The sequence below is a fragment of the Allosediminivita pacifica genome (genome assembly GCF_003054175.1).
GTDB classification, from domain to species: domain Bacteria; phylum Pseudomonadota; class Alphaproteobacteria; order Rhodobacterales; family Rhodobacteraceae; genus Allosediminivita; species Allosediminivita pacifica.
In genome coordinates this window covers 54,401-79,108 of record NZ_QBKN01000013.1, presented here as the reverse complement: position 1 = coordinate 79,108, position 24,708 = coordinate 54,401, and the positions used below count along the sequence as shown (strand labels likewise).

Below are 24,708 nucleotides of genomic sequence, written 5' to 3'. Positions count from 1 at the left end.
TCACAGCATACGGGGGCACAGGCCGAACCGTTGCGCGAGGTCAGTCTCGCAGCAGCATCGCCACGGCGCAGGCGGCGGTGGCCGGCAAGCGCAGGGTGTCGTGGAGCAGGGTCACGCGCTCGGGTATGTAATAGCCTTCTTCGTGCAGGATGTTCATGGTCGCGACGACCTTGCCGCCGATGATCAACGGAAGGTTCACTACCGAGCCGCAGCCCAGCTTGCCGATCAACTCGGCATCGGGAAAGACCGTATCGATGTCGGCCAGAGTATTGGAGACGAAGGCCAGCTGACGGGTCAGCACCTGGTCGAACCAGCGATTGAGCACGATCGGCTTCTCGCCAGAGGTGGGGTAGTTCACGGCATCGTCGGTATAGGCCCGGCGGGCAACCATGGAATCGGTGTCCGAGGTCATAACCGTGAACAGCTTTGCGCCCACCGTCGCCTTGGTCAGCGCACAGAGCGCGTCAAAGGCCGCTTCCTCGCTGGTCGCCGCAGAAAGCGCGGCGGTGAAATCGGCAAGCGCCTTGGTCGTATCGGTCATGCAGGGTCCTTCGTAGCTGGCGCGACCATGTCGGGTTCGGCGCCGGGGTTGCCGCCGGACGCGGCATAGAGTTCGCGCGAGTAAGGATCGGCGAAGCCGCCGTCATAGAGCGCTGTCTTGGGGGCGATCTCGACGATGCGGCCCTTGTTCATCACCGCCATGCGGTCGCACATGAAGCTCACCACCGGCAGGTTGTGGGTGACCATCAGGTAGGTCAGCCCCTGTTCGCGCCGCAGGCGTTTCAGCAGGTTCAGGATTTCCGCCTGCACCGAAACGTCCAGCGCCGAGGTCGGTTCGTCCAGAAGCATCACCCTGGGCTCCAGCATCAGAGCGCGGGCAATGGCCACGCGCTGGCGCTGTCCGCCCGACAACTGGTGTGGAAAGCGGAAGCGGAATCGCCGGTCGAGGCCCACCGCCGCGAGCATTTCGATCACCTTCTCGCTGCGCCGGCCGATGCCGTGGATCGCCAGCGGTTCGTTCAAGACGGTGTCGATCGTCTTGCGCGGGTGCAGCGAAGCGTAAGGGTCCTGGAACACCATCTGACAGTTTTCGGAAAAGGCGCGATCCATGCCGTGCCCGCGCGACTTGCCCAGAACCGAGATCTCGCCGGTCCATTCCGGCGCCAACCCGGCAATGGCCTTCAGCACGGTCGACTTGCCCGACCCGCTTTCGCCCACGAGCGCAAAGCTTTCGCCCAGTGCCACGTCGAAACTCACGTCGCGCACGACCCTGGTATCACCGTAGGATATATCGACATCCTTGAGAGAGATCGCCGGGATGGTCATGTGCCTGCTCCTCCGCTTCGGTCGAGAACCGGAAGTTCGTCGCGGGTCTCTTCCATGCGAGGCTGGGCCGCCAGAAGTCCGCGGGTGTAGGGATGGCTGGCCTCGTGAAGGCGCTGCGCGGCGCAGGCCTCGACCACCTCTCCCCCGTTCATCACCAGGATCCGGTCGCAGTAGCGCGCCACAAGGTTCAGGTCGTGACTGATCAGGATCAGGCCCATGCCGTTGCCGGTCACCAGTTCCTCGATCAGATCCAGCACCTGCGCCTGCACGGAGACGTCCAGTGCCGAGGTCGGCTCGTCCGCGATCAGGAGCTGGGGGCGTGGGATCAGCATCATGGCGATCATGACCCGCTGCCCCATGCCGCCCGACACCTCGTGCGGATACATCCTGGCCACGCGGCCGGGGTCGTTGATGCGTACCGAGGTCAGCATCTCGATCACCCTGGCCCGCAGGTCGCGGCGCGGAAGGCGCTCATGCACCCGCAAGGCCTCGGCGATCTGCTCGCCAATGGTCATGACCGGATTGAGCGAGAACTTCGGGTCCTGCATGATCATCGAGATCCGCGCGCCGCGCACCTTGCGCATCTGGCGGTTGCCCTGCGCCATGAGGTCCAGCCCGTCAAAGCGCAATGTCTTGGCCGTCTGCTTTCCCGGCGCCCGGATCAGGCGCAGGATCGACCGGCCGGTCATCGACTTGCCCGATCCGCTTTCGCCGACGATGCCCAGGCGCTCTTCGCGACCCAGAGTGAACGAGAGGCCCTTCACCACCTCGACCGGCCCGTTGGGCGTGGCGAAACTGACGCGAAGATCCTCGACTTCCAGAAGCGGTGTCTCGTTCATTTCTCGCTCCCTTGCTTGGGATCGAGCACGTCTCGCAGCCCGTCGCCCAGGAAACAGAAGCCCAGCGAGACAAGAATGATGGCAAAGCCCGGCATGGTGGCGACCCACCACTGGTCGAGGATAAATGTCCGGCCCCGGGAAATCATGGCACCCCATTCCGGCAGCGGCGGCTGCGCGCCGAGCCCCAGAAAGCCGAGACCAGCGGCGGTCAGGATGATGCCTGCCATGTCCAGCGTGACCCTCACGATCATCGACGAGGTGCAAAGCGGCAGCACGTGCCGAAAGATGATCCGGGCATGCGACCCGCCGACGAGCCGGACGGCCTGGATGTACTCGGAGTTGCGGAAGGTCAGCGTTTCCGCCCGTGCGATCCGCGCGTAGGCCGGCCAGGCGGTGATCGCGATGGCGATGATCGCGTTCTCGATACCCGGCCCGAGCGCCGCGACGAAGGCCAACGCGAGGATGAGCTTGGGCAGCGAAAGAAAGATGTCGGTCACCCCCATCAGGACGCGATCGACCCAGCCGCCGAAGTAGCCCGCGACCGCGCCGATTATGAGCCCCAGCGGGGCCGAGATCACGGCCACCAGCGCCACGATCATCAAGGTGATGCGCGACCCGTAGACGACGCGGCTGAAGATGTCGCGCCCCAGTTCGTCGGTGCCCATCCAGTGCTCGGCCGAGGGAGGAAGCAGGCGCGTCCGCAGATTCTGCCCCACCGGACTTTCGGGCGCGATCCAGGGCGCGAATAGCGCGGTGGCCAGCAGCAGCAGGACGATCAGGATTCCGGCGACAGCCAGCGGATTGCGCAGGAGGGCTGTCGTCATACGCCAGGCACGGCCCAAGTTCGCCTGGGTCAGCGTGGCGGGGCTGTCGTCGAGAAGCCAGTCACGGGGGCTCATCATTTGCTCCTCGGATCGAGGACGCGGTAGAGTACGTCCGAGATCTTGTTGATCAGGATGAAGACGGAGCCGATCACCAGCGTCGCCCCCAGCACGGCATTCATGTCGGCATTCAGAAGCGCAGTGGTCAGGTAGTTGCCGATGCCGGGCCAGCTGAAGACCGTCTCGATCATCACCGATCCTTCCAGCAGTGCCGCGTAGGACAGGCCGATGACGGTGATCAGCGGCACCCGGATCGGCATGAAGGCATGGACCCAGACCACCCGCCACTCCGGCACGCCCTTGACCCGGGCGGTGGTGATGAACTCCTGGCCAAGCTGGTCCAGCATGAAGCTTCGCGTCATTCGCGCGATGAAGGCGAGCGAGAAGAAGCCAAGGATCGAGGCCGGCAGAACGAGGTGCGACAGCGCGTTGCCGAACACGGTCCAGTCGCCGGCCAGCGCCGCGTCGATCAGCATGACATTGGTGCGCGAGGGGACGAGACCTTCATAGAAGATGTCGAGGCGCCCCGGTCCCGCGACCCAACCCAGCCCCGCGTAGAAGAACGCCAGCCCGACGAGACCGAGCCAGAAAGCGGGAACCGAGTAGCCGAGCAGCGCGAAGACCCGCATCACCTGGTCCACCCATTCGCCGCGGCGCGTGGCGGCCCAGACCCCGGCGGGCACGCCCAGAACGATGCCGATGATGATGCCGAGCGTCGCCATCTCGAGCGTCGCGGGAAAGACGCGCAGCAGGTCAACCGCGACCGGCCGGTTTGTCGAGATCGATGTGCCCAGGTCGCCCTGCATCACCGACCAGACGTAGTCGAAGAACTGAACGACGAGTGGACGGTCGAGGCCCATGGCCACGCGGGCGGCGTCGTATTGTGCCTGCGTCGCCCTGTCTCCGACCACCGACAGGACGGGGTCGATGGGCACCACCCGCCCGATGAAAAACGTGATGGCCAGCAAGCCCAGGAAGGTCAGCGCGGTGACGATGACAAAGCCGCCGATCCCACGCGCGCTGCGTCCCGCCCGGACGGCCATTGTTGCATCTGTCGCCAAGGTCTCCGCCTCCCGTGGCCTCTGCCAATTGAAATCCAGTCCGCAGTGTCGCAAGAATTTTTGCCATAGTAAAAAAATTTTTGTAAGGTCCACGAGATAGTTTCGGAAGGACCCCGCGATGACACGGGAGAAACACAAGACCGAGCCGCAGCTCGGCCCCCTCATTCGCAAGCGCCGCAAGCAGCTCGGGCTGACGCTGCAGGTCATGGGCGATACCGCTGGCGTCTCGGTCGGCTATCTCAGCCAGGTGGAGCGCGACAATGCCACGCCGACGCTCGGAACGCTGGCACAGATCGCCGCGGCGCTGGACGTGAAGCTTGAATACTTCATCGCCACCCCCGGCCCCGCCGACAGCCTGACCTGCGCCGAGACCCGACCGCAATTCTCGCTCAACGGCTCGTCCATCGGATACGAGAATCTCGCCACTGACTTCCCCGGGGCCGAGCTGTCGAGCTACATTCTCCACGTACCGGCCGGATATGCCTCCGAAGTGGTCAGCCACGAGGGCGAGGAGATCATCTACATCCTGGAAGGCGAGATAGAGCAGACACTCGACGGTCAGATCATTCGCATGAAGGCCGGCGACAGCCTGCACTACAGCGGGCTGCGGCCCCATTCATGGACCAATCCCACCGACAGGCCCGTCCGCATCCTCTGGACCGGAACCCTTGCCGTTCTGAACCGCAAGGGCGGGATGAAACTACCGGAGATGGCGCAGCTGGAAAGCTGAGCAACGCCGTCCCATGCCATCGAACACCAACAAGGAGAGCCAAATGAACATGCTGAAACCCGCGCTGCTCGCCTCGGCGCTCGCGCTGCCCCTGGCGGGCACCGCGGCGCTGGCCGACACGCCCGATGACGTGCTGGTCATCGCCCAGAACATCGACGACATCGTCGCGATCGACCCGGCCCAGGCCTACGAGTTCACCTCGGGCGAGCTGGTCACCAACCTCTATGACCGCCTTGTCCAGTACGATGCCGAGGACCCGACCGTCCTCGCGCCCGGCATCGCGACCGAGTGGGAGGTCGACGCAGAGGCCAAGACCATCGCCTTCACCCTGCGCGACGATGCCGTCTTCAACTCGGGCAACCCGGTGACCGCCGAGGACGTGCTGTTCTCGCTCTCGCGCGTCATCAAGCTGAACCTGACGCCTGCCTTCATCCTCGCCCAGCTTGGCTGGACCCCGGAGAACGTGGACGACATGGTCACCGCCGACGGCAACGTCGTGACGGTGAAATACGAGGGCGACTTCTCGCCCGCCTTCGTGCTCAACGTGCTGGCCGCGCGTCCCGCCTCCATCGTCGACAAGGCGCTGGTGATGGAGAACGAGCAGGACGGCGACATGGGCAACGCCTGGCTGAACGCCAACTCGGCAGGCTCCGGCCCGTTCGAACTGACCGGCTACACCCCGGGCCAGATGGTGCGCATGGCCGCCAACGAGGACTACTTCAAGGGCGCGCCCGCGATGTCCCAGGTCATCATCCGCCACGTGGCCGAGGCCGCCACCCAGCAGCTTCTGCTCGAACAGGGCGACATCGACATGGCGCGCAACCTGACGCCCGACCAGGTCGCATCGCTGTCGGGTGACGACGTGAAGGTGGAGACCTTCCCGCAGGCGGCCGTCCACTTCCTGTCGTTCAACCAGAAGACCGACAGCCTGACCGATCCGGCCGTCTGGGAAGCCGCGCGCTACCTCGTCGACTACACGGGTATGACCGATACCATCATCAAGGGCCAGATGGAGGTCCACCAGGCCTTCTGGCCCAAGGGCTTCCCCGGCTCCTACGACGAGACGCCCTTCACCTACGATCCCGAGAAGGCAATGCAGATCCTCAAGGACGCGGGCGTCGAGACTCCGATCGAGGTGACGCTCGACGTGATCAACGCGGCACCATTCACCGACATGGCGCAGTCGCTGCAGGCGAGCTTTGCCGACGCGGGCATCGACTTCGAGATCCTGCCCGGCACCGGCGCCCAGGTCATCACCAAGTATCGCGAGCGGACCCACGAGGCGATGCTGCTGTACTGGGGCCCGGACTTCATGGACCCGCATTCGAACGCCAAGGCCTTTGCCTACAACTCCGACAACTCCGACGACAATTACCAGGCGACTACCACCTGGCGGAACGCCTGGGCCGTCCCGGACGCGATGAACGAGCAGACCATGGCCGCCCTGTCGGAAAGCGATCCCGAAGCGCGTCTCGAGATGTACCGTGACCTGCAGGCCAAGGTGCAGGAGTCCTCTCCCATCGTGATCATGTTCCAGGCCTCTTACGAGGTCGCCATGGGCGCGGATGTCACGGGCTACGTGAACGGCGCGACCTCGGACTTCGTCTTCTACCGGCTGGTCGACAAGGAGTAAGCCATCGACGCCTGCTCGAGGCTCTGGGGCCGCCGGTTGACCGGCGGCCCTTTTCATTGCGGCTACGCAGAAGGGCCGTAGCTAAAGCTGAACTGGCCGGCTTCGAGCCCCGGACAAATGTGCTGCCTTGGCCCGCCCGCTCGAAAGTGGCCCTCACTGAACTGACTCGGGGAGCATTTGGAGGGCGACGCACAAGCACGAAGAAATCGTCACGAAGCTTCGGCAGGTCGACTTGGCGTCGCAAACGTAGTCGGTGGCGAACACGGTTCACACGATCGGCGTTGCACCGCCCACCCGAGGTTGAAGACGCAAACACACGACCGACCTGCTGCAAAGGTCCTCGCGAGGACCCAGGGCCCAGTTCGGGGACCACCTAAGACACGGCACGACAAGACGGAGATCGAAACTGCCAAGGGCGAGGTGGCGGAGGCTGTGGGATTCGAACCCACGGACCCCGCGAAGGGTCAACGGTTTTCAAGACCGCCGCAATCGACCACTCTGCCAAGCCTCCGGACCCGACCGATAGCCCCGCCCGCGCGATTCTGGAAGGGCATCGGCACACCGCGCAGCGGGCTTCCCTTGAAGGCGCGCTGCGGTTACTCTCTTCCCAAGGGCCGAGAGAGCCCCTCAAGGCAGAGCAGGCACGCGAGGGCAGCCGGAAAGACCGGTCTTCGGTGCCACCGGACGGGACGGACCAGTGACAGGTGAGCGTCGCATCATCGGCAATACAATGGGCACGCCAGGTTGCACCCTGCGCCGCGGCCTCGCGATCGCGATGGCCCTCGGCCTTCTCGCGGGATGCGGCGCGCTTCGCGGAACGGACAATGCGCAGGGCGAGACTGTCAGTCGCGCCGACGGCAGCGCCAGCGCACCGCGCGACATCGAGGCGCCGGAAATCTTTCAGCTCACCGAGCCAGGCCAGTGGGACGGCACGCCATCGTCCGGTGGGGTCTGGATCTCACATCCCGAGGCAAGCGAACCCGGCCGCGTGATCATCCGCAACGAAACCAACGGTGCCTTCGTCATGGGCGCCCTCTACCCGCGCAAGGCCAACACATCGGGTCCGCGCCTGCAGGTGTCCTCCGAGGCCGCGGCGGCGCTTGGCATGACGGCCAGTGTCCCCGCCAGCCTCGACGTGGTGGCGCTCCGGCGCGAGAACGGCCCCACGCCGGACCTGCAGACTACCTCGCGCCCTGCCCCGACGACGCAAACCGACCCCGCCCCCGGCGCTCCCGCGTCCTCGCTCGACAAGCCCTTCATCCAGGTCGGGATCTTCAGCGTCGAACAGAACGCCCGGAACACCGCCACGACACTGCGCGAGGCAGGCATGGTCCCCACGCTGAAGACGCAGTCACGCGACGGCAAGGCCTACTGGCGCGTGCTTGTCGGCCCCTCACAGAACGCGGAGGAACGTGCGACGCTGCTTGACACGATCCGCGGAACCGGATTTTCGGACGCCTACGCCGTCGACGGCTGACGGCGTCCCGACCCAAAGGACAGGAGCTGCCCCATGATCCGCGCCCTACGCCGCCTCGTGCTGACCACGGCCTGCGCCGCGCTCGTCGCCGGCAATGCCCAGGCCTTCGACACGAGCGCCCGGGCCGCCTTCGTTCTCGACTACGGCACCGGCACCGTGCTGCTGGCCAAGAACGCGGACCAGGCGATGCCCCCGGCCTCCATGTCTAAGCTGATGACGCTCTACATCGCCTTCGAGGCGGTGCGTGACGGCCGTCTCAGCCTTGAAGAGGAACTGCGCGTGTCGCAGCACGCCATGGACTACGGCGGCTCCACTCTCTTCCTGCGCGCCGGCGAACGGGTCGAGGTCGAGGACCTGCTGCGCGGCATCATCGTGCTCTCGGGCAACGACGCCTGCGTGGTGATCGCCGAGGCGCTGTCCCCGGATGGCACGGAAGAGGGCTTTGCCCGCCTCATGACCCAGCGCGCGCAGCAGATGGGCCTTACAAATTCCGTCTTCAAGAACTCGAACGGCTGGCCCGCCGACGGACACGTGATGTCCGCGCGCGACCTGACGCTGCTCGCCCGCCACATCATCGAGGACTTCCCCGAGTTCTACGAGATGTTCGCCGAGCGTGAATTCCTCTTCGACGAAAACGAACGCACGAACCGCTTCAACCGCAACCCGCTGCTCGGCCTTGGCATCGGCGCAGACGGGCTCAAGACCGGGCACACGCAGGAAGCGGGCTATGGCCTCGTCGGCTCCGCCACGCAGGACGGGCGCCGCGTGATCTTCACCATGACCGGTCTCGACACCGAAAACGACCGCGCCGAGGAAGCCGAGGCCATCGTCAACTGGGCCTTCCGCCAATTCGCCGCACGCACGCTCGTCACCCCCGGCGAGGAAGTGGCCCGCGCCGAGGTCTTCATGGGCGAGGAGGACAGCGTCGGTCTCGTCACCGACCGCGATGTTTCGCTTCTCGTGCCGACCATGTCGGCCGAAGGCGTCAGCGCCGAGGTCGTGTATACCGGCCCGATCCGCGCGCCCGTGGCCAAGGGCCAGCAGCTCGCCGAACTCATCATCTCGCCCGAGGGCCTGCCCGAACACCGCGTGCCGCTCTTCGCGGCCGCGCCCGTCGATGCGGGCGGCTTCGTGACCCGGCTGCGCATGGCGAGCATGGCGCTTCTCAAGCGCGTGCAGGAACCCGACGGGGATGTGATGTGACCCGCAAGGGGCTTTTTCTGAGTTTCGAAGGCATCGACGGGTCGGGTAAATCGACCCAGGCGCGCCGGCTCTACGAGACGCTGTCGGGCGAAGGCCGCGACTGCATCCTGACTCGCGAACCGGGCGGCTCGCCCGGCGCCGAGGAAATCCGCGCGCTTGTCCTGCAGGGCGACCCGGACCGCTGGTCGGCGGAAACCGAGATGCTGCTCTTCACGGCTGCGCGCCGCGATCACATCGAACGGGTCATCACGCCCGCGCTCGAGGCCGGCCAGATCGTCATCTGCGACCGGTTTGCCGACAGCACGCGGCTCTACCAGGGGCTGTCGCGCGGGGATCTGCGCGAAAAGGTCGACGCGCTGCACGACCTGATGATCGGTATCGAACCGGATCTTACCGTGCTCATCGACATGTCCCCGACAGACGCCCTCGCCCGCGCCCACGCGCGCCGCGGGATCGAGATGCGCTTCGAGGACTTCGGTCTCGACCTGCAGGAGGCCATGCGCGCGGGGTTCCTCGGGCTGGCTGCCGACGCACCGGGCCGCTTTCGCGTGGTGGATGGCGCCGCCGATGAGGAGACGGTCGCCACCCGTGTGCGCGAGGCCATCGCCCCGGATCTGCCATGAGCGCCGCCGAGGATCTTCCCGAACCCGACCGCGTCGAAGGCGCCCCCCATCCGCGCGAAACCGACGTGCTCTTCGGGCAGGCCCGCGCGGAAGAGGATTTCCTCTCGGCCTTCTCGGGATCGCGGCTGCACCACGGCTGGCTGGTCACCGGCGCGCAGGGCGTGGGCAAGGCAACGCTCGCATGGCGCATCGCGCGCTTCCTGCTGGCCACACCGGCGCAAGCGGATGACGGGCTCTTCGGCGCGCCCCCGCCCCCGTCCTCGCTGGAAATCGGCGCCGATCACCCGGTGGCGCACCGCGTCCGGGCCCTATCGGATCCCGGGCTCTTCCTGCTCCGTCGCGGGGCAAACGAAAAGGGCGACCGGCTCGCGACCGAGATCCGCGTGGCCGAGGTGCGCCGCATGCGCGAATTCTTCGCGCTCTCCTCGGCCGACGGCGGGCGGCGGGTGGTGATCGTTGATGCCGCAGACGAGCTGAACGTGCAGGCCGCCAACGCGCTCCTGAAGATGCTGGAAGAGCCGCCCGCCAACACCACTCTGCTGCTGATCGCGCACCAGCCCGCGCGGCTATTGCCGACGATACGGTCGCGCTGCCGCGAGCTTCGCCTCTCCGCCCTCGGCCCCGAGGACATGTCTCGGGCCCTCGCGCAGGCCGGCGCCGAGGTGAAGCCCGAGACCGCCAGCGCCCTGACCGAGCTTTCGGGCGGGTCTGTAGGCGAGGCAATGCGCCTGCTGAACCTTGACGGACTCGCCCTCTACGGCGAGATACTCGGCATTCTCGGCAGCCTGCCCCGCCTAGACCGGTCGCGCATCCTGTCGCTGGCCGAAAGCTGCGCGGGGCGCGGCAAGGAAACCCGTCTAGAACTCCTACTCAGCCTGACCGACCGGGCCCTGGCACGCGCCGCCCGCCGCGGGGTGACCGGAGAAACGCCCGGCCGAGAGGCCGCCAGCGGCGAGGCCGAGGTCCTGGCCCGCATCGCCCCCGACCCGGCATCCGGGCGGCACTGGGCCTCCCGCGCCCAGGTCGCGGGCGAGCGCGCCCGGCACGCAAGGGCGGTCAACATCGATCCGGCCGCGCTGGTCACCGACCTCTTCCTGCAGATGCGCCCCGGTCTCTGAACCGGAGCGATCTCGGATCGCAAGGCGATCCGCTCCGCGCGGCTTCGCCGCGAAGGGGCTCTGCCCCCTCTTGGCCTCCGGCCAATTCACCCCCGGGAGTATTTGAGCCAAGAAGAAGCCGCAGGCCGCGCACCCTGCTTCTTCTTGGTCGAAATACTCCGGGGGAGGCGCCAGCCACGGGCGGCGGGGGCAGCGCCCCATGCCCGATCCGCCACAGGGTCGCGTTCAGACGATCCCGCCATCGATCAGCCGCCGGGCCAAGCCGGCGTAAGCCTCGGCCATCGGCCCCTCGCCCAGCGCCACCGGTTGGCCGGAATCCCCTCCAAGCCGGGTCTCCAGGTCGATGGGCAGCTGCGCGAGCAGCGGCACGCCGATCTCCTCTGCCTCGGCGGCGACGCCACCGGTGCCGAAAATGTGGCTCTCGTGACCGCAGTTGGGGCAGACGAAGACGGCCATGTTCTCGATCAGCCCCAACACCGGGGTCTTGAGCGTCTCGAAGGCATCGAGCGCCTTGCGCGCGTCGAGAAGCGCCACGTCCTGCGGCGTGGAGACCACGAGCGCACCGGTCACCTCGGACTTCTGGCAGAGCGAGAGCTGCACGTCGCCCGTGCCCGGCGGCAGGTCCACGACCATCACGTCGAGCGCGCCCCATTCCACCTGCATCATCATCTGCTGCAGCGCCCCCATCAGCATCGGGCCGCGCCAGACAACGGCCTTGCGCTCGTCGAGCATCGAGCCGATCGACATGACCTTCACGCCATGCGCCTCAAGCGGGATGATGGTCTTGCCGTCGGGGCTGGCGGCGCGCTTGGTCAGGCCGAACATGCGCGGCTGCGACGGGCCGTGGATGTCGGCATCGAGCAGACCCACGGTCTTGCCGGCCCGCCGAAGGGCCACGGCAAGGTTCGAGGCGACCGTGGACTTGCCGACGCCGCCCTTGCCCGACCCCACGGCGATCAGCGCCTTGACGCCGGGCGGGCGCATCGGCCCCTCCTGCTGTTTCGCGTGTCCGCCCACCTTCATCTGCGGTGGCGCCTTCTGGGCGGTCGGCGCGCTCAACACCACGCTGGCCGAGGTGACGCCCGGCACGTTGCGCGCGGTTTCCTCGGCCGCCGCGCGCAGGGGCTCCATCTGCTTGGCGATCTCCGCGCTCGGCGCCTCGATCACGAAGCGGACGGCACCGTTCTCGGCGTTCAGGGCACGAATCATGTCGCGCGAGACCAGGTCGCCGCCGTCGGGCAGGCTCAGCCGGGCCAGCGCGGCCCGGACACGGTCTTTCAGATCATCCATGCCTCTTCTCCGTTCATTCTGCCCTCCTTGTTTGCAACTAAGAGGTGGAGTCGCAAGCCCGGGGGATTCATCGTGCGGAAATTTCGATCCCGCAGGGAACCAACCCGGTTTTACCCGGAGTTAATATGCAAATGCCGCATGGCAGCATTGCGACCCCGGGGGATTGTGCATCTGCAGCATCTGCCACATGTTAGGGCCAACAGGACGCGGACAGCCGGACGGGCCGCCGCCAAGGACGACTAGACGAGGAACGCACGAGAATGGCCTACATCAGCAATATTGCCGATCAGACCCAAAGCGTTTTGGGTGGCCGGGTTTCCGCCATCCTCTATCAGATTGACGCACGTTTTGCACGCCGTCGCCTTTTCCGCGCGACGCTTGGAGAACTTTCGATGCTGAGCGACCGTGATCTGGCCGATCTGGGTCTGGAACGCTCTTCGCTGCGCCGTGTTGCGTGGCAGGCAGCCTGCGAAGGCTGACAAGGAACAACAGTTTCGTCGGGCTCTTTCCTCCTCCCTGAGCCCTGCGATACCGGCGGATGCGCTTTTCCTCCTCCCTGGCGCGCCGCCACCTACATGGGCCTTCGGGCCTGACGGCATTGGGCCCTCTCTCCTCCTCCCTGAGGGTCTGATACCAGAAGCGGCGGTGCCTCTCCTCCTCCCTGGCACCGCCGCGACAGTTTAGGGCCCTCGGGCCCGTAACGGATTGGGTCCTCTCTCCTCCTCCCTGAGGGCCTGATACCTAGCGGCGGCGCCTCTCCTCCTCCCTGGCGTCGCCGCGCCTGAATTCCGGATCGCAAGGTCCACATCGGATTGGGTTCCCTCTCCTCCTCCCTGGGGGCCCGATGACCGAAGCGGCGGCACCTCTCCTCCTCCCTGGTGCCGCCGCGACGAATAAGGGCCTTCGGGCCCGACAGCATTGGGTCCTCTCTCCTCCTCCCTGAGGGCCTGATCCTCGCGGCGGTGCCTCTCCTCCTCCCTGGCACCGCCGCAACCAGAACATCGCGGGCCCGACGCCCGCATCGAATTGGGCCCTCTCTCCTCCTCCCTGAGGGTCCGATGCCTGAAACGGCGGCGCCTCTCCTCCTCCCTGGCGTCGCCGTTTTTCATTTTCCCACGCGCCATCACGAAGACCGCCCGGCTGCGGTGCATTTGCACGGGACGCCCGCGGCGCCTTTCCCTTCCTGCGCCCATTCGGTAACAGGACCGAAAGACGAAAGAGCCCCCGGGAGCCCACATCATGGCGATGGACAAGACCTTCGACGCCGCCGCGGCCGAGCCGCGCATTTCTGCCCTCTGGGACCAGGCACACGCCTTCCGCGCGGGGGCGAACGCAAAGCCAGGCAAGCCCTCGTTCAGCGTCATGATCCCGCCGCCGAACGTGACAGGCGCCCTGCACGTGGGCCATGCCTTCAACAACACGCTGCAGGACATCCTGACGCGCTGGCATCGGATGATGGGGCACGACACGCTCTGGCAGCCGGGACAGGACCACGCGGGCATCGCCACGCAGCTCCAGGTCGAGAAGAAGCTCAAGGCCGAAAGCAACCTGCGCCGCACCGACCTGAGCCGCGAGGAGTTCCTCGACAAGGTCTGGGAATGGAAGGGCGAATACGGCGGCACCATCGTCAACCAGCTCAAGCGGCTGGGCTGTTCCTGCGACTGGGACCGCAACGCCTTTACCATGGCGGGCGCGCCGGGTGACCCGCGCACGGGCCACGAGAACAGCCCCGATTTCCACGATGCTGTCATCAAGGTCTTCGTCGACATGTACGACAAGGGCCTGATCTACCGCGGCAAGCGGCTGGTGAACTGGGACCCGCATTTCGAGACGGCGATTTCCGACCTCGAGGTCGAGAACATCGAGACCCCGGGCCACATGTGGCACTTCAAGTATCCGCTGGCCGGGGGCGAGACCTATACCTACGTCGAGAAGGACGAAGACGGGAACGTCCTTCTGCAGGAGGAGCGCGACTACATCTCGATCGCGACCACCCGCCCCGAGACCATGCTGGGCGACGGCGCCGTGGCCGTGCACCCCTCGGACGAACGCTATGCCTCGATCGTCGGCAAGCTCTGCGAGATCCCGGTCGGCCCGAAGGAACACCGCCGCCTGATCCCGATCATCACCGACGAATACCCCGACCCGACCTTCGGCTCGGGCGCGGTGAAGATCACCGGCGCGCATGACTTCAACGACTACCAGGTGGCCAAGCGCGGCGGCATCCCCATGTATCGCCTGATGGACACGCAAGGCCAGATGCGGGCCGACGGCGCGCCCTACGCCGATGCCGCCACCCGGGCGCAGGACATCGCGAACGGTGCCGAGTTCACCGAAGCCGAGGTCGACACGCTGAACCTCGTCCCCGACCACCTGCGCGGGCTCGACCGCTTCGAGGCGCGCGAGAAGGTGGTCGAGGAGATCACCGCCGAAGGCCTCGCCGTCATGACGCAGGAAAGCGATCCGCGTCTCGGCAAGGCGGCGAAAAAGCCGCTCGCCCCCGAGGAAGGCGGCGAGGACCGCGTCGAAGAGGACAAGCTCGTCCCGCTGGTCGAATCCAAGCCGATCATGCAGCCCTACGGCGACCGTTCGAAGGTCGTGATCGAGCCGATGCTGACCGACCAGTGGTTCGTCGATGCCGCCAGGATCGTGGGCCCGGCCCTCGACGCGGTGCGCAACGGGCGCGTCACGATCATGCCCGAAAGCGGCGAGAAGACCTATTACCACTGGCTCGAGAACATCGAGCCCTGGTGCATCTCGCGCCAGCTCTGGTGGGGTCACCAGATCCCTGTCTGGTACGGGCTCGACCTCGACGCACCGGGTTTCAAGGATGACGAGGGTGACGGCGCGCTGGATCTCGTCGAGATGGGCCGCCTGCTCAACGCGCAGTCCATGCTGCCCGGCGACGCCATCCACCATGCCGCCGCCGATTTCGACAGCGTCCGCGCGCGTTTCGGCGACGTGCTGGGCCGCCTGCCCACGCCGCTCAACCACGCCCGCGTGGTCGAGGTCGAGGACCGCGCCACCGCCATTCACCAGCTGGCCGAAAGCCTCGCCGCCTACGAGACGACGCAGGACCCCACCCAGCTGGTCTACCCGGTCTGGCGCGAACCCGACGTGCTCGACACCTGGTTCTCGTCCGGGCTCTGGCCCATCGGTACGCTGGGCTGGCCCGAACAGACCGACGAGCTCGACCGCTTCTTCCCGACCTCGGTGCTCATCACCGGCTTCGACATCCTCTTCTTCTGGGTCGCCCGGATGATGATGATGCAGCTTGCCGTGGTCGACGAGGTGCCCTTCCACACGGTCTACCTGCACCAGCTCGTCCGCGACGAGAAGGGCAAGAAGATGTCCAAGACCACGGGCAATGTCATCGACCCGCTTGAAATCGTGGACGAATACGGGGCCGACGCCCTGCGCTTCACCAATGCCTCCATGGCCTCCATCGGCGGCGTGCTGAAGCTCTCGGTCGACCGCATCGCGGGCTACCGCAACTTCGGCACCAAGCTCTGGAACGCCACGCGCTTTGCCGAGATGAACGGCGCCTTCGAGGGTCACACGACGCTGGCGCCCGACGCCGTGCCCGAAGCGACGCAGACCGTGAACCGCTGGATCGTGGGCGAGACCGCAAAGGTCCGCGAAACCGTCGATGCCGCGCTTCAGGAATACCGCTTCAACGACGCAGCCAACGGGCTCTACGCCTTCACCTGGCACAAGGTCTGCGACTGGTACGTGGAATTCGCCAAGCCGCTGCTGGCCTCCGAGGACCCCGCCGTCGCGGCTGAAACCAAGACCTGCATGGCCTGGGTCATCGACCAGTGCCTGATCATGCTGCACCCCTTCATGCCCTTCATCACCGAAGAGCTCTGGGGCACCACGGCAAAGCGGGGCGAGCTTCTGGTGCATCGCGACTGGCCGACCTACACCGCCGCGGTCGTCGATCCGGCGGCCGAGCGCGAGATGTCCTGGGTGATCGGCGTCGTCGACGGCGTGCGGTCCGCCCGCGCCCAGATGCACGTGCCCGCTGGCCTGCACATCCCGATGCTCGTGACGGAAATCACGGCGCACGAAGACGCCGCATGGGCGCGCAACGCGACGCTCATCCAGCGCCTCGCCCGGATCGAGAGCCTTGAGAAGGTCGACGCCTTCCCGAAGGGCTGCGCAACTGTGCCCGTGGGCGGCGCCGTCTTCGGCCTGCCGCTCGCCGACATCATCGACGTGGCTGAGGAAAAGGCCCGGCTCGAAAAGACCATCGGCAAGCTCGACAAGGAGATCGGCGGCCTCAAGGGCCGGCTGAACAATCCGAAGTTCCGCGAAAGCGCCCCCGAAGAGGTGGTGGCCGAGGCCGAGGGCAACCTTGCCGCCCGCGAGGACGAGAAGGCCAAGCTACAGGATGCAATGCGGCGACTCGAGGAAATCGGCTGACGCCACTCACGCGGGCACCCGGGGCTTGTGCATCGGGCGCCCGCGACCACAGGCGACCGTTGCGCGTCGCCCGCTCTGCGCAGCCGAAGCAGTCTTTCAAGTATCAAAAATGCAGCGCCTGACGCGGACCGGAGCCTTGCCGGGCTCCGGTCGCGGAACCGGCCTCACGCCCTCCAGAACCGGAGCGTGAACATCGCGTAGACCGTCATCAGTTCCAGCCGGCCCACGAGCATCGCAAAGGCCAGCATCCATTTCGCGGTGTCGCTGAGCCCCGCGAAGTTCCCCGCCGGCCCGATCTCGGGGCCAAGGCCCGGGCCGACATTGGCCAGCGCCGTCGCCGCCCCAGAGAGCGAGGTGATGAAGTCGAGCCCCGTCAGGCTCAGCGCCACCGATAGCACCCCCAGCGACACGACGAAGAACACGAAGAAGACCATGACCGAGTTCAGGATCTCCTCGGTCACAGGGCGTCCGTCATAGCGCGGCGTGAAGATCCCGTGAGGCGCCCGGATGCGGCGCAACTGCACCCGCACCGAAGCAAAGAGCAGCTGGTAGCGGAAGATCTTGACCGAACAGGCGGTCGACCCCGCGCAGCCCCCGATCAGCCCGATGAAGAAGAAGAGCATGACCAGGAACGGGCCCCAGCCCATGTAGTCGACGCTCGCATAGCCCGTGCCCGAAATGATCGAGACGATATTGAACAGCGCCTCGCGCACCGCCTGTTCGGGATGGTGCGGAAAGACCGCCAGCAGCGTGACCGACACGACAATCACCAGCGCGCCGATGGTGAACACGAAACCGCGCACCTGGATATCCCGCCAGATGGCCCCCCGGTCGCCTGCCACGTACTGCACGTAGCGCACGAAGGGCAGCGCCGCGAGGATCATGAAGACCGAGGCTACGTATTCCGGCGCACCCGAGAATGCCCCGAACGAGGCGTCGTAATTGGCAAACCCGCCCGTCGACATGGTGGTCATGGCATGCACCGTGGCATCGAAGGGGTTCATGCCGGTCAGCAGGTAGGCCCCGGCACAGACGAGTGTTAGCGTCACGTAGATGGTCGAGATCGAGGAGCTGATCTGCGTCGCGCGCGGCAGGATCTTCCCCATGGTATCAAAGCCTTCGGAGCGGAAGATCTGCATGCCACCCACCCGAAGCTCGGGCAGGAAGACCATGGCCACAACGACGATACCGATCCCGCCGAGCCACTGCAGAAGCCCCCGCCACAGCAGCAGCCCCTTCGGCATGGTGTCGAGATTGCTGAAGACGGTCGATCCGGTGGTCGTAAGCCCCGACATCGCCTCGAAATAGGCGTCGACGAAGCTGGCCTCGGTGGCGCCGAAGACGAAGGGAAGCGCCCCGAACAGGGGCAGTACGCCCCAGACGCTCGATGTCAGCAGGAAGGTCTGCTGGATCGACAACCCCTGCCGCCCGGCATCCGAGCAGGAGAGCGCCGTCAGCCCGCCCACGAGCATGGTCAGGATGGCACTTTCGGCAAAGACGTGCCATTGCCCCCTGCCCTCGACGATATCGACCATGAGCGGCAGCAGCATGGTGGCACCGAGGCAGGTCACGAGAAGACCGATCACGTAGGCGACAGGACGGACGTCGAACATGCGCGAAGCCTTGGTCGCCCCTGTCGGGGGTGTCAAGCTTCAGCAGGACAGAGCGTCGGCGCCCATTGCAGCGCCTCGTCACCATGGTAGGTGACCGACGGCACGAGGCCGGAGGGATCCTCCAGCAGCGCCGCATAAAAATGGGTTTCGCCCGGGAAGCGGTCGGAGGCGTAGAACATGGGCGAGCCGCATGTCGCGCAGAACCCCCGCGTCTGTCCGGGGCTGCTCTCGTACCGGGCGGGTATCTGGCCCGTCCAGTTCCAGGCTCCGTCCGGGTGCCCGATGAATGTCGTCATGGGCGAGGCCGTCGCCCTACGGCAACTCTCGCAATGGCAATGCGCCACCCAGTTGTGCGGCCCCCGCAGGCTGAAGCTGCAGGCCCCGCACAGGCAATGACCGCGTATCTCGTCCATGGATCTTCCCCGCTTGCCCGGGGAAGCCTATCAGGCGGCCAGCAGGTCGCGGAAGACAAAAGGCAGGATCTCGTCCCGTCCGATACCCAGGTGCGCCAGCTCGGCGTCGCTCATGATCTCGAGCGTGATGATCTCGCGCATCCGGGCCCGCCGCAATCCGTCGGGGTTCACCCCGAAGCCGCGCTCGGTGAAAAATCGGTCGATCTTGCCGTGGAGCGATTCCCGCCCCATCGCGATGCGGACGTTGGGGGTTGTCATGGCTGCCTCCTTGCCTCGGCACTGCCTCTGTCGGCCAGCTAACGCGCGAGGGCTGAAGATTTCCCTTCCGCATCGCAAATTTTTGCTGCACTGCAGCATTCCTGCACAAAAAAGCGCCCGGCACGGGGCCGGGCGCTTCATGCTCCATCGCTTCCTGTGCGGGCCTCAGCCCACGTGGAAGAGCGTCGAGAACAGCTTGGGATCAAGGCTGTCGGCCGAGAAGAGATCACCCTCGGTCAGCACCGAAACCGCGTCGTGGCTGTGCAGGCTTTCCTGGTGGCTGGCGACGATCCGGTAGTCACCGACCCGCGCATCCGCCTGAAGCTGCTCGGCAAACAGCCGCGCTGCGTCCTCGACGAAGATCGGGTTGGCAGCATTCAGCTCGGCAAAGGCCTGTTCGTCCTCGCGCTTGACCATGACCTGCGTCTCGGTCGGCACCGCGCGGCGGCACATGTCCACCAGATCCTCGAACCACAGGCAGTCGTCGCCCGACAGCTCCACCGACACGCGCGCCACCGACCGCTGCGAATGCGGCGTGGCAAGCTGTCCGCGCTCGCGCCGAGCGTGTTCGCTCAGTTCCAGCGAACAGGGGCAGGTCGAGCTGTAGACGTAATCCAGATGCATGATCTTGCGGCGCACGCCGTCCACCTCGACCAGCTCAAGCGCGATATCGTAGTACTGGTAGCCCGCCAGTCCCGACCGCAGGCTGTCGACCTTCATGGGAAAGCTCAGGCGCATGTTGATGCGGGCGTCGAAGCTCTCGAGATCGCTCTTGTAATCGTCCAGGGCCGCCTCGATCACCTCGAAGCTGAAGGTCTTTTCCGAATGGGCGTAGAACGACCGCATGATGCGGCTCATGTTGATGCCCTTCTTGTCCGCCTCAAGGCTCACGGTCCCCGTCACACTCGTCTCGAGCACGAGGTCGCCGTTGTCGCGCGTGTGATAGGCGATCGGCAGGCGGAAGTTGGAAATCCCCACGTGCTGGATACCGCGGTTCTCGCCGCGGATCAGCGCCGCCGGGCCGTTCTGAAGATCCGGCAGCGTTTCCTTGTAGTCGGCGTCGACGGTAAACCCGTCCGGATACTCGCGCCGCAGCGCGGGATAGTCGTCCGCGCCCTCGACCAGCCGCTTCACGGCCGGGTCGAGTTCCGCGATCTCGGTGTCCTTCGCCTTGCCGGCCCAGCGGCGGAGCAGTTCCAGTGCCCGTTCCGCTTCCTCGCGGCTCGGCTTGCGGTCGATTTCCGGCGTATGCATGTTCATGGCTTCAGGCTCCCTGCCCGTGCGTTCCCTGTAGACGTAAGAACTTGGGCGGCGTTTTCCAATCGCCCGTCTTGTTGTCAGGGTACGCGCGAAACGGGCGGGTGGATCACTCCCCCCACCCCTTCGGGGTCAGACAGCCTCGAGCGCCCCCTTCAGATCGGCGATCAGGTCCTCGGGATCCTCGATCCCCACCGACAGGCGCACGAGCCCCGGGCCGATGCCCAGTTCCTCGCGCTGCTCGTCGCTGAGCCGCTGGTGCGTCGTTGTGGCCGGGTGCGTGATGATCGACTTCGCATCCCCGAGGTTGTTCGAGATGATGATGACCTCGAGCGCGTTGAGAAAGCGGAAGGCCTCGTCCTTGCCGCCCTTCAGGTCGAAGGCCAGCATGGTGCCGCCCGCCCCGATCTGCCGCGCGACAAGCTCGCCCTGCGGGTGGCTGTCGGCACCGGGATAGATCAGCCGGTTCAGCTTCGGATGCCCTTCCAGCGCCTTGGCGATCTCGCCCGCGGACTGGGTCTGCGCCCGCACCCGCAGGTCGAGCGTTTCCATGCCCTTGAGCATAACCCAAGCGTTGAACGGGCTCATCGAGCCGCCGGTGTGCTTCATGTAGGGCTCGACCACACCGCGGATGTGCTCCTTGGTGCCGAGGATCGCGCCGCCCAGCGCACGGCCCTGCCCGTCGATGTGCTTGGTGGCCGAGTAGACGACCACGTCGGCCCCCTGCTCCACCGCGCGCGAATAGATCGGCGTCGAAAAGACGTTGTCCACGACCACCAGCGCCCCCTTGGCATGGGCCAGCTTCGCCACGCCCTCGATGTCGACAAGCTCCAGCGTCGGGTTGGCCATGCTCTCGAAAAAGACCGCCTTGGTGTCCGGGCGGATCGCCTCTTCCCAGGCCTTCAGGTCGGTGCCGTCGACGAAGGTCACCTCGACCCCGAAGCGCCCCAGCACGTTCTCGAGGATATAGAGGCACGAGCCGAACAGCGCCTTGGCGGACACCACGTGATCGCCCGCCTGCAGCATCGCCGTCAGCGCGCCGTTCACGGCCGCCATGCCGCTCGCGGTGGCGAAACAGTCCTCGGTGCCTTCCAGCAGCGCCAGCCGTTCCTCGAACATGGCGACCGTCGGGTTGCCGTAGCGGGCATAAATGAACTCGTCCGGCCCCGTTTCGAGGAACCGGGCCTCGGCGGCCTCCGCCGTGTCGTAGACGAACCCCTGCGTGAGGTAGATTGCTTCGCTGACCTCTCCGTACTGGCTTCGCCGCGTGCCGCCGTGCACGAGGTTCGTTCTTTTGCGCTTGTCTGCCATGTCGATCCTTTCAAGGGCCGCGTAGACCCAACAAAAAAGCCCCTGTCGCGGTCAAGCGAAAGGGGCCCTTCCGTCCGACCTCTTTAGCGGGATGTTTTACGTGGCCCGCAATCCGGTGAACAAATCGCCACGTGCGAAGCGGATAGAGGCGCCGCCGCCACAAATCAAGGGCTTCACGTTGGTGTAACCAAGCTTTCACGAAAGCTTTGCAGGCTTGGCTTAGGCGCTCGCCACAAGATGTAGTGGAGCACTGCCATGCCCATTCTACGCGCAACCGCAACGGACACCGGACTTGAGCTCGGAACAGAAGGCGCGTCGCGCAGCCTTCGCGCCGCCCTGCAGGCCGATCCGGGCCCGGTGACGCTGATGGTTCACGGCTACAAGTACCTGCCCGGCCACCCGGTGCACTGCCCGCATACCTCGCTGCAGGCGGCGGAACCCACCCGTGCGGACGCACGCATCCTAAGCTGGCCTAGCCACCTCGGCCTTCAGGGCCAATATGGCGAGGGGCTCGGCATCTCCTTCGGCTGGTCTGCGCGGGGCTCCATCTGGGCCGCCCACCGCCGCGCGGAACAGGCCGGCGATGCCATGGCCGGGCTCTTCGCGCGCATCCATGCCATCGCCCCAGACCGACCGATCCACGTCATCGCCCACTCCCTCGGCGCCCGGGTCACCCTTCGGGCCATCGCCCTCAGCCGGCCCGGCACTGTCTCCCGCGGCATCCTGCTGGCCGCGGCCGAATTTTCGGGCACCGCCGCAGCCGCGCTGCACCATGCCGGGCCCGGGACGCAGGTGCTGAACGTCACCAGCCGCGAAAACGACCTCTTCGACTTCCTGCTGGAACGCCTCGTCGCGTCGCCCCACCCCGGCGACCGCATGCTCGGCCTCGGAGGCCTCCGGCTGCCCAACATGGTGACGCTTCAGCTCGACGATCTGCGCAGCCTCGAGGCCCTTGAAACCGCCGGTTTCCGCATCGCGCCGCCGCTACGCCGGATCTGCCACTGGTCCCCCTACACCCGCGAAGGCGTCTTCCCGCTCTACCGCAGGGTTCTGTCCGGGGCCCTGCCCCTCTCACGTCTCCGGGCGCTTCTGCCCGACGAGGGCACGCCGCGCTGGTCGCGCCTGATCCCGGCGCTGCCCCGGGCCCCGATCGCGCAGGGTGGCCAGCCCGCCGCCCGCTGATCCGCGGCCAACCGCTCAAACCTGCGTCATCTTTCCCCGTCATTTCGCGGCCAGCGGTTGCACAGGGACACACATGCACCGCATCCTGCATGTATCCCAGAACCGGAGCCCTTTGAGACATGGATTCATTTCTGTTCCAAGCCACGATCTTCCTCGGTGCGGCGGTCATCGCGGTGCCGATCGCTGCAAGGCTCGGGCTCGGATCGGTCCTTGGCTACCTGCTTGCCGGCCTCGCGATCGGTCCCGGCCTTGGCCTTGTCGTGAACACCGAGGACATCCAGCACTTCGCCGAATTCGGCGTGGTCATGATGCTCTTCCTGATCGGGCTCGAGCTCGAACCCCGGGCACTCTGGGACATGCGGCACCGCCTGATCGGGCTCGGCGGTCTGCAGATCCTGCTCACCACCGCGGCCGTCTCGGCCTGCGGCTGGCTGCTGGGCCTCGCCTGGCCCACCTCAGTGGCCGTCGGCATGCTGCTGGCGCTCAGCTCGACCGCCATAGTCCTACAGACGCTCAACGAAAAGAAGCTGATGCAGACGCAAGGCGGGCGATCCGCCTTCTCGGTGCTGCTGACGCAGGACATCGCCGTCATCCCGATGCTCGTCATTATGCCGCTGCTGGCCGCCGGCCCCATGATTAGCCTCGGCGAGGACGGCGCCATCCTGCGCGCCGGTGATCACCACGAGGAATCCCACGCCACCCTATCGCTGGTCGAGGGGCTGCCGGCATGGGGCGTCACCCTCGTGACCCTCGGGGCCATCGCGGCGATCATCCTTGCTGGCATCTACGGCGCGCGTCCGCTCTTCCGATTCATCCACGCCGCCCGCCTGCCCGAGATGTTCACCGCGGTCGCGCTGCTCATAGTGGTGGGCATCGGCTCGCTCATGATGTCCGTGGGTCTCTCTCCGGCACTCGGCACCTTCCTCGCCGGCGTGGTGCTCGCCAACTCCGAATTCCGCCACGAGCTCGAATCCGACATCGAACCCTTCAAGGGGCTGCTTCTGGGGCTCTTCTTCATCACCGTCGGCGCGGGCATCGACATCCCCGGCCTCATCTCCGAGCCCTTCGTCATCGTCGGCCTCGCGCTCGGGCTCATCGTCCTCAAGGGCGTGATCCTCTACGGCCTCGGGCTGCTCTTCGGGCTGCGCGGACGGGGCCAGTGGCTCTTCACCCTCAGCCTCGCCCAGGCCGGCGAATTCGGCTTCGTCCTGATCTCCTTCGCGCTTCAGCAGAACGTGCTGAGCGAACCGCTCGGCGACCGCCTGCTGCTGGTGGTGGCGCTGTCGATGCTCATCACGCCGCTGCTCTTCATCCTCTACGATTGGCTCTCCAACCGCATGGCCGAGGAAAGCGCCGATCAGCCCCCCGACGACGAGATCGACGAGAAGGGTCCCGTCATCATCGCGGGCATCGGCCGCTTCGGGCAGATCGTGAACCGGCTGGTGCGCTCCGCCGGGCACAACACGGTCATCATCGACCACGACATGAAGACCATCCAGCTCATGCGCCGCTACGGCTACAAGGGCTTCTTCGGCGACCCGACCCGCCCGGAACTGCTGCACGCCGCAGGCATCGACAGCGCGCGCGTGCTGGTCGTGGCGCTCGACGACCCCAAGGCGGTGACCAAGCTCGTGGCCTATGCCCGCCGCCTGCGCCCCGACCTGCACATCGTCGCCCGCGCCCGTGACCGCTCGCACGTCTACCGGCTCTATCGCGCCGGCGCGAACGACATCGTGCGCGAGATGTTCGACAGCTCCCTGCGGGCCGGGCGCTACGTGCTCGAGAACATCGGCATGACCGAGTACGAGGCCGCCGTGGCGCAGGAAACCTTCTTCCACCACGACCGCGAAACCGTGCGCGAACTGGCCAAGCTCTGGGATCCCGCGATCCCGGCCGACCAGAACACCGCCTACATCGAGCGCGCCAAGGAGCTTGAGAAGGAGCTTGAGACCGCCCTCTTCACCGCGCTGGAAATCCGCGGGCGCGAGGACGCCGCCTGACCACGACCGGCGTACGAAAAAACCGCGCCCCAGAGGGACGCGGTTCAATAGTCAGCCGAAAGACTGCG

The 24,708-nt window shown here is 66.3% G+C and carries 21 protein-coding genes, 1 tRNA gene and 1 riboswitch; of the genes, 10 read left to right on the top strand and 12 right to left on the bottom strand.

All coding sequences use genetic code 11. The features are described from left to right. Positions 1–40 precede the first annotated feature (40 nt). The 5 genes from C8N44_RS11735 to C8N44_RS11715 are packed head-to-tail and all read right to left on the bottom strand — an operon-like array spanning position 41 to position 4,089. Positions 41–541, bottom strand: coding sequence for a GAF domain-containing protein (locus C8N44_RS11735; RefSeq protein WP_107976707.1), 501 nt, complete (start codon positions 539–541; stop codon positions 41–43). Continuing rightward, on the bottom strand, positions 538–1,320 hold the full coding sequence (locus C8N44_RS11730; RefSeq protein WP_107976811.1) for an ABC transporter ATP-binding protein: 783 nt from the start codon (positions 1,318–1,320) through the stop codon (positions 538–540). Before C8N44_RS11730 ends, C8N44_RS11735 begins: the two co-directional genes overlap by 4 nt. 2 nt (positions 1,321–1,322) lie before the next feature. Continuing rightward, positions 1,323–2,165, bottom strand: coding sequence for an ABC transporter ATP-binding protein (locus C8N44_RS11725; RefSeq protein WP_107976705.1), 843 nt, complete (start codon positions 2,163–2,165; stop codon positions 1,323–1,325). Further along, on the bottom strand, positions 2,162–3,064 hold the full coding sequence (gene nikC, locus C8N44_RS11720; RefSeq protein WP_210204160.1) for a nickel transporter permease: 903 nt from the start codon (positions 3,062–3,064) through the stop codon (positions 2,162–2,164). Before nikC ends, C8N44_RS11725 begins: the two co-directional genes overlap by 4 nt. Next, positions 3,064–4,089 carry an ABC transporter permease gene (locus tag C8N44_RS11715; RefSeq protein ID WP_107976701.1) on the bottom strand — a complete coding sequence of 342 codons (1,026 nt, stop codon included), beginning with the start codon at positions 4,087–4,089 and terminating at the stop codon, positions 3,064–3,066. The genes nikC and C8N44_RS11715 overlap by 1 nt, the downstream gene beginning before the upstream one ends. Positions 4,090–4,225: 136 nt before the next feature. Here C8N44_RS11715 and C8N44_RS11710 point away from each other — a divergent pair, with 136 nt between their 5' ends. Further along, a complete protein-coding gene (locus C8N44_RS11710) occupies positions 4,226–4,837 on the top strand; it encodes a helix-turn-helix domain-containing protein (RefSeq protein WP_107976699.1) in 612 nt (203 codons plus the stop codon). 43 nt (positions 4,838–4,880) lie between these two features. Beyond that, on the top strand, positions 4,881–6,470 hold the full coding sequence (locus tag C8N44_RS11705; protein WP_107976697.1) for an ABC transporter substrate-binding protein: 1,590 nt from the start codon (positions 4,881–4,883) through the stop codon (positions 6,468–6,470). A 421-nt stretch (positions 6,471–6,891) separates the two neighbouring features. Here the strand turns inward: C8N44_RS11705 and C8N44_RS11700 are convergent. Beyond that, positions 6,892–6,981 (bottom strand) — tRNA-Ser (locus C8N44_RS11700). Between the two features lie 186 nt (positions 6,982–7,167). On the opposite strand from C8N44_RS11700, the gene C8N44_RS11695 reads away from it, so the two are divergent. From C8N44_RS11695 to C8N44_RS11680, 4 genes are read left to right on the top strand one after another with little or no spacing between them, the layout of a single operon-like run. Continuing rightward, on the top strand, positions 7,168–7,947 hold the full coding sequence (locus C8N44_RS11695; protein WP_244641038.1) for an SPOR domain-containing protein: 780 nt from the start codon (positions 7,168–7,170) through the stop codon (positions 7,945–7,947). Between the two features lie 33 nt (positions 7,948–7,980). Beyond that, complete coding sequence (locus C8N44_RS11690) at positions 7,981–9,150, top strand: D-alanyl-D-alanine carboxypeptidase family protein (RefSeq protein WP_107976693.1); 1,170 nt, start codon at positions 7,981–7,983, stop codon at positions 9,148–9,150. Next, entirely contained in the window at positions 9,147–9,773 is a 627-nt protein-coding gene (gene tmk, locus C8N44_RS11685) for a dTMP kinase (protein WP_107976691.1), read from the top strand. Before C8N44_RS11690 ends, tmk begins: the two co-directional genes overlap by 4 nt. Beyond that, positions 9,770–10,891, top strand: coding sequence for a DNA polymerase III subunit delta' (locus C8N44_RS11680; RefSeq protein ID WP_107976689.1), 1,122 nt, complete (start codon positions 9,770–9,772; stop codon positions 10,889–10,891). The genes tmk and C8N44_RS11680 overlap by 4 nt, the downstream gene beginning before the upstream one ends. A gap of 225 nt (positions 10,892–11,116) precedes the next feature. Here the strand turns inward: C8N44_RS11680 and C8N44_RS11675 are convergent, their stop codons facing one another. Then, on the bottom strand, positions 11,117–12,181 hold the full coding sequence (locus C8N44_RS11675) for an Mrp/NBP35 family ATP-binding protein (RefSeq protein WP_107976686.1): 1,065 nt from the start codon (positions 12,179–12,181) through the stop codon (positions 11,117–11,119). A 260-nt stretch (positions 12,182–12,441) separates the two neighbouring features. On the opposite strand from C8N44_RS11675, the gene C8N44_RS11670 reads away from it, so the two are divergent. Together C8N44_RS11670 and C8N44_RS11665 are read left to right on the top strand one after the other, a co-directional pair. Beyond that, complete coding sequence (locus tag C8N44_RS11670) at positions 12,442–12,660, top strand: YjiS-like domain-containing protein (protein WP_107976684.1); 219 nt, start codon at positions 12,442–12,444, stop codon at positions 12,658–12,660. Positions 12,661–13,420: 760 nt separating this feature from the next. Further along, positions 13,421–16,606, top strand: coding sequence for a valine--tRNA ligase (locus C8N44_RS11665; protein WP_107976682.1), 3,186 nt, complete (start codon positions 13,421–13,423; stop codon positions 16,604–16,606). Between the two features lie 164 nt (positions 16,607–16,770). On the opposite strand, the gene C8N44_RS11660 is transcribed toward C8N44_RS11665, so the two are convergent. From C8N44_RS11660 to metZ, 5 genes are all read right to left on the bottom strand, one after another. Then, positions 16,771–18,219 (bottom strand): TrkH family potassium uptake protein, encoded by a 1,449-nt coding sequence (locus C8N44_RS11660; RefSeq protein WP_107976680.1) that lies wholly within the window; start codon positions 18,217–18,219, stop codon positions 16,771–16,773. A gap of 32 nt (positions 18,220–18,251) precedes the next feature. Continuing rightward, positions 18,252–18,632 carry a GFA family protein gene (locus C8N44_RS11655; RefSeq protein ID WP_107976678.1) on the bottom strand — a complete coding sequence of 127 codons (381 nt, stop codon included), beginning with the start codon at positions 18,630–18,632 and terminating at the stop codon, positions 18,252–18,254. 30 nt (positions 18,633–18,662) lie between these two features. Beyond that, a complete protein-coding gene (locus tag C8N44_RS11650; protein ID WP_107976676.1) occupies positions 18,663–18,890 on the bottom strand; it encodes a hypothetical protein in 228 nt (75 codons plus the stop codon). A gap of 165 nt (positions 18,891–19,055) precedes the next feature. Then, entirely contained in the window at positions 19,056–20,150 is a 1,095-nt protein-coding gene (folE2, locus tag C8N44_RS11645; RefSeq protein WP_107976673.1) for a GTP cyclohydrolase FolE2, read from the bottom strand. 129 nt (positions 20,151–20,279) lie between these two features. Beyond that, entirely contained in the window at positions 20,280–21,458 is a 1,179-nt protein-coding gene (gene metZ, locus C8N44_RS11640; RefSeq protein WP_107976671.1) for an O-succinylhomoserine sulfhydrylase, read from the bottom strand. A 62-nt stretch (positions 21,459–21,520) separates the two neighbouring features. After that, a riboswitch (SAM riboswitch) is annotated at positions 21,521–21,599 on the bottom strand. Between the two features lie 114 nt (positions 21,600–21,713). Here metZ and C8N44_RS11635 point away from each other — a divergent pair. Then, on the top strand, positions 21,714–22,640 hold the full coding sequence (locus C8N44_RS11635) for an alpha/beta hydrolase (protein WP_107976669.1): 927 nt from the start codon (positions 21,714–21,716) through the stop codon (positions 22,638–22,640). 119 nt (positions 22,641–22,759) lie between these two features. After that, positions 22,760–24,640 (top strand): monovalent cation:proton antiporter-2 (CPA2) family protein, encoded by a 1,881-nt coding sequence (locus C8N44_RS11630; protein WP_107976667.1) that lies wholly within the window; start codon positions 22,760–22,762, stop codon positions 24,638–24,640. The last annotated feature ends 68 nt before the right edge of the window (positions 24,641–24,708 follow it).

What these genes read in the sequence shown, in the direction of transcription:
- C8N44_RS11650 (WP_107976676.1), bottom strand. Translation starts at nt 18,890, where the DNA reads ATGACAACCCCCAACGTCCGCATCGCGATGGGGCGGGAATCGCTCCAC.
- C8N44_RS11630 (WP_107976667.1), top strand. Translation starts at nt 22,760, where the DNA reads ATGGATTCATTTCTGTTCCAAGCCACGATCTTCCTCGGTGCGGCGGTC.
- C8N44_RS11710 (WP_107976699.1), top strand. Translation starts at nt 4,226, where the DNA reads ATGACACGGGAGAAACACAAGACCGAGCCGCAGCTCGGCCCCCTCATT.
- C8N44_RS11670 (WP_107976684.1), top strand. Translation starts at nt 12,442, where the DNA reads ATGGCCTACATCAGCAATATTGCCGATCAGACCCAAAGCGTTTTGGGT.
- C8N44_RS11690 (WP_107976693.1), top strand. Translation starts at nt 7,981, where the DNA reads ATGATCCGCGCCCTACGCCGCCTCGTGCTGACCACGGCCTGCGCCGCG.
- C8N44_RS11735 (WP_107976707.1), bottom strand. Translation starts at nt 541, where the DNA reads ATGACCGATACGACCAAGGCGCTTGCCGATTTCACCGCCGCGCTTTCT.
- nikC (WP_210204160.1), bottom strand. Translation starts at nt 3,064, where the DNA reads ATGAGCCCCCGTGACTGGCTTCTCGACGACAGCCCCGCCACGCTGACC.
- C8N44_RS11655 (WP_107976678.1), bottom strand. Translation starts at nt 18,632, where the DNA reads ATGGACGAGATACGCGGTCATTGCCTGTGCGGGGCCTGCAGCTTCAGC.
- C8N44_RS11665 (WP_107976682.1), top strand. Translation starts at nt 13,421, where the DNA reads ATGGCGATGGACAAGACCTTCGACGCCGCCGCGGCCGAGCCGCGCATT.
- C8N44_RS11725 (WP_107976705.1), bottom strand. Translation starts at nt 2,165, where the DNA reads ATGAACGAGACACCGCTTCTGGAAGTCGAGGATCTTCGCGTCAGTTTC.
- C8N44_RS11675 (WP_107976686.1), bottom strand. Translation starts at nt 12,181, where the DNA reads ATGGATGATCTGAAAGACCGTGTCCGGGCCGCGCTGGCCCGGCTGAGC.
- folE2 (WP_107976673.1), bottom strand. Translation starts at nt 20,150, where the DNA reads ATGAACATGCATACGCCGGAAATCGACCGCAAGCCGAGCCGCGAGGAA.
- C8N44_RS11680 (WP_107976689.1), top strand. Translation starts at nt 9,770, where the DNA reads ATGAGCGCCGCCGAGGATCTTCCCGAACCCGACCGCGTCGAAGGCGCC.
- metZ (WP_107976671.1), bottom strand. Translation starts at nt 21,458, where the DNA reads ATGGCAGACAAGCGCAAAAGAACGAACCTCGTGCACGGCGGCACGCGG.
- C8N44_RS11705 (WP_107976697.1), top strand. Translation starts at nt 4,881, where the DNA reads ATGAACATGCTGAAACCCGCGCTGCTCGCCTCGGCGCTCGCGCTGCCC.
- C8N44_RS11635 (WP_107976669.1), top strand. Translation starts at nt 21,714, where the DNA reads ATGCCCATTCTACGCGCAACCGCAACGGACACCGGACTTGAGCTCGGA.
- C8N44_RS11660 (WP_107976680.1), bottom strand. Translation starts at nt 18,219, where the DNA reads ATGTTCGACGTCCGTCCTGTCGCCTACGTGATCGGTCTTCTCGTGACC.
- C8N44_RS11715 (WP_107976701.1), bottom strand. Translation starts at nt 4,089, where the DNA reads ATGGCCGTCCGGGCGGGACGCAGCGCGCGTGGGATCGGCGGCTTTGTC.